5 protein-coding genes are annotated in these 9,990 nt (G+C 71.3%); 3 read left to right on the top strand and 2 right to left on the bottom strand.

The features are described 5' to 3' along the window. Positions 1 to 559 precede the first annotated feature (559 nt). A complete protein-coding gene (locus tag ABZ260_RS01125; protein ID WP_355611183.1) occupies positions 560 to 988 on the top strand; it encodes a hypothetical protein in 429 nt (142 codons plus the stop codon). Positions 989 to 1,371: 383 nt separating this feature from the next. Here the strand turns inward: ABZ260_RS01125 and ABZ260_RS01120 are convergent, their stop codons facing one another. Both ABZ260_RS01120 and ABZ260_RS01115 read right to left on the bottom strand, forming a co-directional pair. Continuing rightward, positions 1,372 to 4,278 (bottom strand): M36 family metallopeptidase, encoded by a 2,907-nt coding sequence (locus ABZ260_RS01120; RefSeq protein ID WP_355611180.1) that lies wholly within the window; start codon positions 4,276 to 4,278, stop codon positions 1,372 to 1,374. 187 nt (positions 4,279 to 4,465) lie between these two features. Further along, a complete protein-coding gene (locus ABZ260_RS01115; RefSeq protein ID WP_355611177.1) occupies positions 4,466 to 6,532 on the bottom strand; it encodes a beta-propeller domain-containing protein in 2,067 nt (688 codons plus the stop codon). Between the two features lie 89 nt (positions 6,533 to 6,621). Here ABZ260_RS01115 and ABZ260_RS01110 point away from each other — a divergent pair, with 89 nt between their 5' ends. Both ABZ260_RS01110 and ABZ260_RS01105 read left to right on the top strand, forming a co-directional pair. Then, positions 6,622 to 8,187: a succinic semialdehyde dehydrogenase gene (locus ABZ260_RS01110; RefSeq protein WP_355611174.1), complete on the top strand. Its 1,566-nt coding sequence runs from the start codon at positions 6,622 to 6,624 to the stop codon at positions 8,185 to 8,187. Positions 8,188 to 8,243: 56 nt separating this feature from the next. Then, entirely contained in the window at positions 8,244 to 9,935 is a 1,692-nt protein-coding gene (locus ABZ260_RS01105) for a GMC family oxidoreductase (RefSeq protein WP_355611171.1), read from the top strand. Positions 9,936 to 9,990: the final 55 nt, after the last annotated feature.

Genomic DNA, 9,990 nt, shown 5'->3' with positions numbered 1-9,990 from the left:
GGAGGGAGCCGCAGCGTGCTGCGGTGACCGACGACAACGCGGCGAGGCGCCGCCTGGCCGACCGCAGTAGGCAAAAGATCCGCAGGACAGGGCCTGAGCCGGTGTGACCGTCCGGAGCGCGCCCCAAGGCCGGACACCGGCCCGCGGGCCGCGCGGTCCCGGGCCGGCGCGGGCGCGGATCGGGCGCAGCCCTCAGCGGATCGTCCACACGCACGTGGAGCGCGGTTGCCAGGGTGTCCGTCTCGGCTGTCACGAACCGGGCGCGCACCCCCTCGCCCGCTCTCCGCTGTGCCACCACCTCTGGACATCGGTCACGGGGAGGGGCGTGGGCGGACCTCCGTGCGGGTGGTCGGCCTGCACGGCCGGCCGACACGGTTCCGGCGACGCCCACCGTGGCCGTCGCGGTCACCACCGGACCCCACCCGGTCGTGATCCATGTCACAGTCCAACCGGACGAGAACCCACGGCGGCCCCGCCGGCTACTCACCGAGTAGATCCCGAAACGACAAGGGATCATCACGGTCGTACGGGCCGGAGAGACTTTCACAAAGGAGCCACTGTGAACAAGAAAATGATCGCTGCGATCGTCGGGGCGAGCTTGACGGTCGGGGTTCTCGGACTGGGTGCCGGCAGCGCGTTCGCCAGCGACAAGGTCGGCGCGACCGGCAAGATCGCAGCTGAGGCGGCGGCGCCGAAGCCGCCGAAGGGGGCCAGGGCCGTCGTCCAGGTCAGCCCCAACCCCACCGCCAAGCGAGGCGAGGAGCTGACGATCACCGGCCACTGCGGCGGGGGTAAGGGGCTCAAGGCCGTGGTCAGCGGCGCGTACGGCGGCGTACCGTCGCTGGAGAACATCCGTATCATCGACGACAACCCGAAGAAGTTCGTGGCCAAGGCGACCCTTTCCCACAAGATCGGCAATGGTGTCGGCCCCGTCTTCGTCGACTGCGGCGGCGAGGCCGGCGTGACCCTCCTGGTCACCCACGTCTGATCCGATCCTTCCCGCACGGGTCGGTGAGCAGGAGACGAAGCATGGGCTCGTCACGGCCTGGGTGGCCCCAGGAGCCGGGCTTGTCCGCCGGCGCTCCGGCTTCTTCGGTGGTGATCCGTCGCGGCCCGCCCGCGAGGACGAACCTTCGCGGGCGGGCCCCGGTCGTGCACACCGTTGCGTCAGGTCGAGCCGGTCGATCAGACCGTGAAGGGCCGACTCGACCTGGAACGCCACAGTGGTCGTACTCCTGAGGGAGTGATCATCCGCATCCCGCGGTGTTCTCTCGCGCTGACCGCCGTTTCGTGGCACGACCACACCACCGGCCAGGCCGCACCGCGCTCACGGACCGCCTACGATCACTGATTCCCCCTGGACTCGATCACTTAGCGGGTGAAGGCCTGGAACTCGGCGGCGCGCAGCTGGTCCCTGGCGGGGCTGGCGGTGCCGCAGTCGGTGGCGGAGTTGGGGTCGGCGTCCTGCTCACCGGCGTAGAGCGGGTTGCCGGTGCACTGGGTGGAGACGGCCCGCAGGGTCAGGTGGGTCGCGGTGGTCGTCGGGATCTTGAAGGACTTGATGAGCAGGTCGGCGCCCCGGGGGCGCGGCAGGCGGGTCTGGAAGGCGTCGGCGGGGCTGGTGTAGACGACCGAGAAGGACGCGGGCGAGGAACAGTCCTTCTTGGTGGCGTCGCAGGCCAGGACCTCGAAGGCGCGCAGGGCGCTGAAGCGGTTCTGGCCGCCGGGGTCGGCCGGGTCGTTGACGTTGGGCCGGAGCATGGCGCTGACCTGCACCCGGCGGACCTTCACCGGGGCGGTCCCGGCCAGGTCCACGGTGACGGCCTTGCCCTTGACCGGTCCGGTGAGCGAGGCCCAGTTCGTCGCTTCGGTCTCGTCGATCAGCTTGCCGTGGTTGACGCCGTCACCCGTCGCCGTGGCGCCGAGCGCCGCGGAGGCGACGTTCTTCGGCACCGCCAGCGGCAGCGGCAGCTTCACGCCGGGCAGCACCGCGTACTTCACCCGGGTGTGCCCGAACCCGTTGCCCGCGACCACGAAGTCGTAGACTCCCGGGGTCATCTCGACGGTGTCGCCGAGCTCGGTCGCCGGGTCGGTGTCGGCCACCGGCACGACGCGGCCCTCGTAGTCGCCGACGTACAGCCGAAGCGCCGCGTCCTTGGCCTCAGCCAACGGCTTGAGCTGGAGCTTCCCGTTCTTCCCGGTGGGGTCGACGAAGCTCGGCGCCGGATCGGGGTCGTTCGGCCCGGTGCTCGCCGCACCCTGGCCGAGGCCGTGCTCAGCGAACGCCCGCCACATGATCGCCTGGTTGGCGCCGCCGAACCGGATGGCGTCGGCCGCGAGCAGCGCGTCGCGGTGGTCGACGTAGCTGACCGCGCCGGAGGCCATCAGCAGCAGCGCGTCGAAGGAGACCTGCGCCCAGCGGCGGTTGCCCGGGCACTGGCCGAGCGGGGTCTGGCCGTCGGCGCACGCCTTCTGCTTGGCCGGGGTGCCCTCGCCGTACTTCTTCAGGAACGCCTTGCGCACGTCGTACTGGGTCGCCGACCAGATCTCGCCGTCGGCGTGCACCTGCTGGCCGACGAGGTCGTAGGCGATGTCGCTGTAGTTCAGCGGTGAGGTGGCCATGTCGTAGTTGCGGATGCCCGCCTTCTTGTCGCCGGTGACGTAGCCGCCGGTGACGGAAGGGGTGTCGCCCGCGGGGCGGAAGCCGTACTCGGCGAGATACTCCATCGCGAACAGGTCGGAGGTGCTCTCGTTCATGGCCCCGGCCTGGGCTCCGCTCCACCCGGCGTTCGGGCCGGCGATCATGCGGCCGGAGATCGCGTGGGTGTACTCGTGCCCGATCACCGACATGTCGTAGTCGCCGTCCACGCAGGGGGAGTAGAACGAGCCCGCGATCGGCTGCCACAGGTACATGTTGGTGATGGGGGCGATCCCGTCGGGACCGGTGATCTGGTTGGCGTTGTCGCGCACGCTGAGCACCCGGGCGCCCGCCTGCGCGTTGCCCTGCTCGGGGTCGCCGCCGAGACCGCCGCGCCCGCCGTTGTCGTTCTGCATGTTCCAGGCGGTCTCGGTGAACCCGAGCCGGTAGGACCAGTCGTGCATGCGGTTGTGCATGACGTGCAGGTTGGTCATGGCGGCTTCGAGGTCGGCCTCGCCGGGCTCGTCCAGCGCCGCCGGGTCACACTTGGCGGTGTACCACCTGTTGGTCCACGGATAGGCGTACTGGCGGTTCGGCGTGGCCACGTTGCTCCGGGTGCCCACCGAGAACGCGTCGCCGCTGGCGCGGTTCTCCACGGTCTTGGCGGCGTTGCCGACGCTGGTGCTCGTCGAGGTGTCCGTGGCGTGGGTCAGGTCCCAGGCCTTGCCGGTGGCCGGGTCGGCCCCGACCAGGTCGCAGCCGGGGCCCGCGGCGGGGCACCAGGTCTTGCGGGTGTCGGTGGAGGAGTAGTCGCCCGGCGGGTTGGCGGGGAACGCCTTCCAGGTGGGGTCGTCGGGCGCGCTGTGGTGGTCCACCAGGTTCTCGCGGGTCAGGATCTCGCCGCTGACCGCGTCGACGTGTGTGGTGTACGCGGCCGGTTCACCCTCGCCGCCGCCGATCAGGACGACCTGGAACGCGTTGTGCGTCCCGTCGGGGGCGGGCACCGCCGTGGCGGTGGCCTTCTTGACGGTGGCCGTGGCCAGGTCGATCCCGCCGTCCCTGGCCGCGATCTCCAGCGCCTGCTGCTCGGTGAGCCTGGCGGCGGGAGGGGCCTCGGAGGAGCGGGAGAGCGTCGAGGTGACGTGCAGGACCTTGCCGTCCTTCACGCCGACCGCGACCTGCCCGTCCACGCCCGCGGGCAGGTCGCCGAACCTCTGCCTGAGCAGTACGGCGTATCCGTCCCCTATCGGGTTGACGGCGATCTTCTCCAGCGCGTCCACCGCCTCGCCGGAGAGGCCGAAGAGGTTCTCGTTCGCTTTGAGATAGGCCCGCGCGGCCTGTTCGGGGTCGGTGCCGAGGCCCTCGGCGAGGGGAGCGGAGCCGGTGACGACTGCGGGGGTGCCGAGGGCGTTCCACCGGATCGTCGCGGTGTTCGCCGCCGACCTGGAGAGCGAGGCCGGGGGCGCGACGCTGCCGCGCCGGTTGTCCAGGTCGGGCTTGGCGCCCTGTTCGGCCTGGAAGTCGTGGGCCTTGGGGGGCTGGGCGCCGGGTTCGCTCTGGGCGATTCCCGGCAGCGGAAGGGCGAGCGCCGCGGTCGCGGCGGCGATGACGGTGATGCGTAACCAGGGTCTGGTCGACACCGATCCTCCTGCGGAGAGATGGCCGTCGTTGGCCATGCCACACGCGGATCACGTGTGTTGCGCAAGAGGTAACACTTATTCAAGTGTCATGACAAGATCTTGTAAAGGCTGACATCTCGGTGTAATAGGGACGTTCAGCGCGCCCCCGCCGATGGGGCGGGGGCGCGGGGCGGGTGCTTTCGAAAGGTCAGGAGAAGGGAATCCAGGCCTGGTCGGCCAGGTCCTTCAGGTCGCTGACCTTGAGGCCGAGGTCGGAGACCGTCCACAGGCTGTCGCCGATCACGACCGAGCGGCGGATGCCCGGGTCGTAGGGGGCGAAGCGGGTGTCGTTGACCGGCTTGGGCTTGGGGTGGACGATCGTGCCGGTCCTGGTGACGGCGGAATCACCGATGTTGAGGACCAGGGCGACCCCGTTGGTCTGCTCGGTGCCCGTCCAGGAGTTCAGCGGGAGGACCGCCGTCCCGGTCTTGGCCCAGTACAGGAAGGCGTGCGGGTCCCACTCGGCCTCGGAACCCGAGTCCTTCTGGAACATCTGCGACAGGCGGCGCGGGTCGGCCGGATCGCTGACGTCGAACAGGGAGACCTGGGTGCCGAGCGTGCGGCCCTTCTCGCTGGCCTCCTGGCCCACGCCGATCAGCCGCCCGTCACCCGCCGGGTGCAGGTAGGCCGAGTAGCCGGTGATCTTCAACTCGCCGGTCTTCCTCGGCGCCGCCGGGTCGCGCAGGTCGAGCGTGTAGAGCGGGTCCACCTGCTTGAACGTCACCACGTAGCCGACCGGGCCGATGAAGCGGACCGAGTAGATCCGCTCGCCCAGCCCCAGATCGCCGACCTTGCCGGTCTCGGCCAGGGTGCCGGCGTTGAGCACGTAGACGGCGCTGGAGCTGTCCTGCCCGACGGTCGAGGTGGTGGCGACCCGCAGGTGCCCCTCGTGCTCGGACAGGGAGTACTGGTTGAGCAGCCTGCCCGGCACCTTGCCCGAGGCGACGTAGCGGGGTGCTCCGGCCACGGTGATGTCGAACCGGTGGACCTCGGTCTCCTCCGGAGGCTCCTCCGGTGTCGCCGCCGGCGTCGGCGAGGCGGTGTCACTCGGCGGCGGGGTGTCACTCGGCGTGGGGGTCGGGGCCGGTTCCGGGAGCAGGGTCGGAGCGGGGTCCAGGCCCGAGGCGGCGGCCGGGGTCTCGGCGACCGTGGGAGTGGCGGCCGGGGCCTCCTCGATGAGCGCCGGTTCGATCGGCCTGGGCCACCACCAGTGCGGGTTGCTGGTCACGTACAGGCTGGAGCCCGTCCCGTAGACGGTGTCGCCGTCGGCGGCCACGCTGATCGGGGCCGTCTCGGCGAGCGCCTGCGACAGGTCGAGGGTGTGCACCGTCAGCATCGACGTCCCGGTGTACTCCGCGGGGTGGCTGACCCGCTCGCAGTCGACGGTGTGGTCCGAGGTGACGCCGGTCGCCGACGTCAGTTCGTACTTCGGCAGCCACGCCTCGATCGGCGCCCTGGCGACGACCTCCGTGTTCCGCCGGGTGCGCTCGTTGTCCGAGATGTCGGACCCGGTGTCGGGGAAGTCGATCCGCGGCTGGCTGCGGACCACGATCCGCACCGTCGAGCCGACCATCCTGGCATCCACGTGGGAGCCGTCCGGGGTGAGCGAGCCGATCACCTTCGGCTCCCCGGACAGGTCGACGAGGACGTAGCGCGGCCCCGGGCTCGGCGCGCGCTTGGCCACCGCGCCGTACGGGATGATTCCGCCGCCGGAGAAGAGCACCAGCGCCCTGTCCCCGCTGACCAGCAGGTCGGCCGGGGCCCACGCCTGCTCGGCGTCCACCAGCTTGAGCGTGCCGGTGACCTTCCTGGTCGCGGTGTCCACCACCCTGAGCACGCCGCGGTTCACGGTGATCACCCGGTCGCCGTCGGTCTTCACCAGATCGGGCTCGTCGACTCCGGCCTCGTGCGTGTTCGTGGTGGAGTGCTCGGGCGGCGCCGCGCCGCCGACCTTGGCGGCGGCGGCGTCCGACCGCGCCTCCGCGTACATGATCGGGGGGCCGCCGAGGCCCCACGGGCCGACGTTCTTCGCCGTCGCCGCGCGCAGCCCGGCCAGCATGTCGTCGCAGCCGCTGTAGGAGACCAGCCTGATGTTCCCCAACGTGACCGGTGCCGCGGGTCCGGCACCGCTCTTCGTCTCCGTAGAACTGCACGCCGTGGCGAGCAGGGCCGCGGCGAGGGTGACCGCGCCGGCTGTACGAATCGATGTCCTCATGCCACTACGACGGATCGGAAGGGGGTGTGGTTCAATGCTTCGCTACCCGTGAGTAGCCACGGCCCGCCTCCCGCGATTACCCTGCGAACATGGCCGTTCCCCCTGAAATGACACGGGCCCTCGACCCCCGCATGATCGAACGTGTCGTATCGCACGTGACCTCCGCCGGCAAGACGCAGGAGATCACGGCGCCGTTCACCGGCGAGCTGCTCGCCGAGTTGCCCATTTCCACCGCCGACGACGTCCGCGCCGCGCACGCCGCGGCGCGGGAGGCGCAGCGGGCGTGGGCGGCGCTGCCCGTGAGGGAGCGGGCCGAGCCCTTCCTCCGCCTGCACAACGCCATCCTCGACCGGCGCGAGGAGATCCTCGACGTGGTCCAGTGGGAGACCGGCAAGGCGCGCAGGCACGCCTTCGAGGAGGTGCTCGACGTCGCGGGCTGCTCCCTCTACTACGCGCGGCGGACCCCCGGCCTGCTGGAGACCAGATCGCGGGCCGGGATACTGCCCGTGGCCACCAGGACCGTCGAGGCGCGCCGGCCCCGGGGAACGGTGGCCCTGATCTCGCCGTGGAACTACCCGCTCTCGCTCGGTGTCACCGACGCCGTCCCCGCGCTGCTCGCGGGGAACGCGGTGGTCCACAAGCCCGACACCCAGACCGCGCTGTCCACGCTGTGGACCATCGACCTGCTGGTCTCCCTCGGCATGCCCCGCGAGATCTGGCAGGTCGTCCTCGGCGAACCCGCCGAGGTGAGCGACCCGCTGATCGACGGCGCCGACTACGTGGCGTTCACCGGCTCCACCCGGGCCGGCCGGAAGATCGCCGAGGAGGCCGCCAGGCGACTGATCGGCTGCTCGCTGGAGCTCGGCGGCAAGAACCCGATGCTGGTACTCGACGACGCCGACCTCGACACCGCGACCCAGGGCGCGCTGCGCGCCTGCTTCACCAACGCGGGGCAGCTCTGCCTGTCCATCGAGCGGCTCTACGTCCACGACTCGGTGCACGACGCCTTCGTGGAGAAGTTCGTCCGGCAGGTCAGGAACATGCGGCTCGGCACGGGACTCGACTGGAGCGTGCAGATGGGCTCGCTCTCCTCGCTGCGGCAGCTGGAGGCGGTCGGCGCCCAGGTGGACGACGCCGTCGCGAAGGGCGCCAGGGTGCTGGCCGGCGGGAAGGCCCGCCCCGACCTCGGCCCGCTGTTCTACGAGCCCACCGTCCTGACCGGCGTCGACGAGAGCATGGAGCTCTGCCGCGCCGAGACCTTCGGCCCCGTGGTCGCGATCTACCGCTTCGGCGACGACGACGAGGCGGTCGAGAAGGCGAACGACACCTCCTACGGGCTCAACGCCTCCATCTGGACCCGCGACCTGTCACGCGGGCGCGCGCTGGCCTCCCGGATCAAGGCGGGCACCGTCAACATCAACGAGGGGTACGCCTCGGCCTACGCCTCCTACGACGCGCCCATGGGCGGGATGAAGGCCTCGGGGCTCGGCCGCCGGCACGGCGCCGAGGGGCTGCTGAGGTACACCGAGGCGCAGACCGTCTCCAGCCAGGCGTCCTGGCTGGGCTTCGAGCCGATCCTCGGCATGGCGTACGAGAAGTACGCCGACACCCTCGCGGGCGCGCTCAGGGTCATGAAGGCGCTCCATCTGAAGTGAGACACGGGGAGCAGGGCAGGTCGTCATCGAAGGCCGTCGTCTGAGAGGGAGTCGTCGTGTTCGACCATGACGTGCTGGTGATCGGCTCCGGCTTCGGCGGGAGCGTCTCCGCGCTGCGGCTGACCGAGAAGGGCTACCGGGTCGCGGTGCTGGAGGCGGGGCGCCGCTTCGACGAGGGCACGTTCCCCAAGACCTCCTGGCGGGCCCGCGACTTCCTGTGGGCGCCGGGGCTGGGCATGAAGGGCATCCAGCGCATCCACCTGCTCCGCGGTCAGAAGGGCACCGGCGTCATGGTCCTGGCGGGTGCCGGGGTCGGCGGGGGCTCCCTGGTCTACGCCAACACCCTCTACGAGCCGCTGGACCCCTTCTTCCAGGATGCCCAGTGGTCGGGCATCACCGACTGGAAGGCCGAGCTCGCCCCCTACTACGACCAGGCCAGGCGGATGCTGGGCGTGGTGCTCAACCCGACGGTCACCAGGGCCGACGAGGTGATGCGCACCGTCGCCGAGCGGATGGGCGTGGGGGACACCTTCCACCTGGCCCCGGTCGGCGTCTTCTTCGGCCCTCCGGGCGTCGAGGTGGACGACCCCTACTTCGGGGGCGCGGGGCCGCGCCGCAGAGGCTGCACCGAGTGCGGCGAGTGCATGACGGGCTGCCGCCATGGGGCCAAGAACATGCTGGTCAAGAACTACCTCTACCTGGCGGAGGGGGCCGGGGCCACGGTCCTGCCCGAGACCACGGTCACCTCGGTCGTCCCGGCCGGCGGCGGCTACCGGGTCGAGACGCACCGGACGGGCGCGCCCTGGCGCCGCCGCGCGTTCACCGCCGAGCACGTGATCTTCGCGGCGGGGACGTACGGCACCCAGCGCCTGCTGCACCGGCTCAAGGCCACCGGGACCCTGCCCCGGCTCTCCGACCGGCTGGGCACCCTCACCAGGACCAACTCCGAGGCCCTGCTCGGCTTCGAGCGCCCGTCGGTCAGGGGGGAGAAGCTCAACCACGGGGTGGCGATCACCTCCTCCATCCATCCCGACGCCCACACGCACATCGAGCCGGTCCGCTACGGTGACGGTTCCAACGCGATGGGCCTGCTCCGCACCCTGCTCATCGACGGCGGCGGAGCGCCGCGCTGGCTCAAGTTCCTCGGCGAGGCCCTGCGCAGGCCCCACCTGGTGCCGAGGCTGTTCGACCACCGCCGCTGGTCCGAGCGCACGATCATCGCGCTGGTCATGCAGGCCAAGGACAACTCGATCACCCTGTCCATGCGCAGGGGGCTCTTCGGCCGCAGGCTCCGCTCAGGGCGGGGCCACGGCGAGCCCAACCCCACCTGGCTGCCCGCCGGGCACGAGTTCGTCCGGCACGCGGCCGAGGAGATCGGCGGCATGCCGGGCGGTACCTGGCTCGACCTGTTCGACATCCCGGCCACCGCCCACTTCCTGGGCGGCTGCGCCATCGGCGCCGGGCCGGAGACCGGGGTGATCGACCCCTACCACCGCGTCCACGGCCATCCGGGCCTGCACGTCGTCGACGGCTCCGCGGTCTCCGCCAACCCCGGCGTCAATCCCTCCCTCACCATCACCGCCCAGGCCGAGCGCGCGATGGCCTTCTGGCCCAACCGGGGAGAGGCCGACCCCCGCCCCGCCCAGGGCTCCCCGTACGCCCGCCTGACCCCCGTCGCCCCCGCCAACCCCGCCGTCCCCACCACCGCCCCCGGCGCCCTCCGCCTCCCCATCGTGGACATCACCTAAGGGCACTTCGTGAGGTGCGCGTTCGGCTCGGTTGGCGGGGTGGGGGGAATTCGAC

The sequence above is a fragment of the Streptosporangium sp. NPDC006013 genome (assembly GCF_040614275.1).
GTDB lineage: Bacteria > Actinomycetota > Actinomycetes > Streptosporangiales > Streptosporangiaceae > Streptosporangium.
This window is presented reverse-complemented; position numbering and strand designations above follow the sequence as displayed.

What these genes read in the sequence shown, in the direction of transcription:
- ABZ260_RS01115 (WP_355611177.1), bottom strand. Translation starts at nt 6,532, where the DNA reads ATGAGGACATCGATTCGTACAGCCGGCGCGGTCACCCTCGCCGCGGCC.
- ABZ260_RS01110 (WP_355611174.1), top strand. Translation starts at nt 6,622, where the DNA reads ATGGCCGTTCCCCCTGAAATGACACGGGCCCTCGACCCCCGCATGATC.